At 40.7% G+C, this 1,124-nt stretch carries 2 protein-coding genes; both read right to left on the bottom strand.

Going from position 1 to position 1,124, the window contains the following annotated elements:
- The coding region (locus NY07_RS18790) for a flagellin N-terminal helical domain-containing protein (protein ID WP_443018333.1) at positions 1–562 on the bottom strand (562 nt) is incomplete at its 3' end.
- A 335-nt stretch (positions 563–897) separates the two neighbouring features.
- Positions 898–1,124 (bottom strand): flagellin (locus NY07_RS18785; RefSeq protein ID WP_033540882.1); only part of this gene is annotated, 227 nt, incomplete at its 5' end.

Below are 1,124 nucleotides of genomic sequence, written 5' to 3'. Positions count from 1 at the left end.
CTGCAGTGGTTTCCAAAGCAGTGTAGGTACCAACTACCGTTTTGCCTTCTTTACCAATTGAATCCGCTGATACATCCCCTAGCGTTAAAGAAATTGTCTCATTAGCATTCGACCCAACCTGAAAAGACTGAGTACCGTAATTACCATTCAGTAACTTCTGACCGCCAAAAGATGTAGTATCCGCGATACGGGTTAACTCAGTTTGCAGCGCGCCGATCTCTTTTTGCATTGCTGCACGATCTTCAGCTGAGTTCGAACCATTGGCAGATTGTAGTGACAGGTCACGCATGCGTTGCAGAATATTGGTCGATTCTTGCATCGCGCCTTCGGCAGTTTGCGCAATAGAGATACCATCGTTAGCATTACGCATTGCTACACCGATACCATTAATCTGGCTAGTCATGCGGTTTGATATTTGCAGACCTGCTGCATCATCTTTAGCGCTGTTAATACGAAGACCAGAGGCCAAACGCTCCATTGAGGTTTTTAAATTGCTATTGGCACCATTTAAGTTGTTTTGTGCCTTCATTGATGTGACGTTAGTGTTTACTGAAATCGCCATGATATTACCCTCTACCTAACTAAAATGGTGCCTGTCATTGTTGTCAGGCCAAGTTTATGTGTTACACAAACTGTAACGGCAAGAGTAAAAGGAACTTTAGGAAAAATTATAAAAAAAAGAGCTCTATGAAAAATAATAAAAAAAACAGCAACTTGCTAACAATAAGAAATAGAGGGTAAACCAAGGGCGAATTCAGTTCTAAACGCTAATACCTACAATTAAGGATGCTTGAAAACCAAGATGTGTATGCTCCTATGCAGTTAATCCTTGTTAAAATCAATCGTCAAAATTGCCAGTCAGAAACTTGACTGGCAATTTATAACCAAGTATCACTTTTAACCAAGTAGTGAAAGCGCTGTTTGCGGTAGCTGATTAGCTTGAGCCAACATAGCCGATGAAGTTTGCGATAAAATTTGCTGCTTAGTTAACTCTGCTGTCTCTTTAGCAAAATCCACATCTTGAATTCGACTACGAGCATCTGTTGCATTCGATTGAATATTATTAAGGTTGTTAATAGTAAAGCTCATACGGTTTTGCACCGCACCTAAATCCGCTCGTTGGC

The organism is Shewanella sp. ECSMB14101, assembly GCF_000773485.1.
Classification (GTDB): Bacteria; Pseudomonadota; Gammaproteobacteria; order Enterobacterales; family Shewanellaceae; genus Shewanella; species Shewanella marisflavi.
Note: the sequence above shows the minus strand (reverse complement) of the source record. Positions and strands in the feature narration are given on the sequence as shown.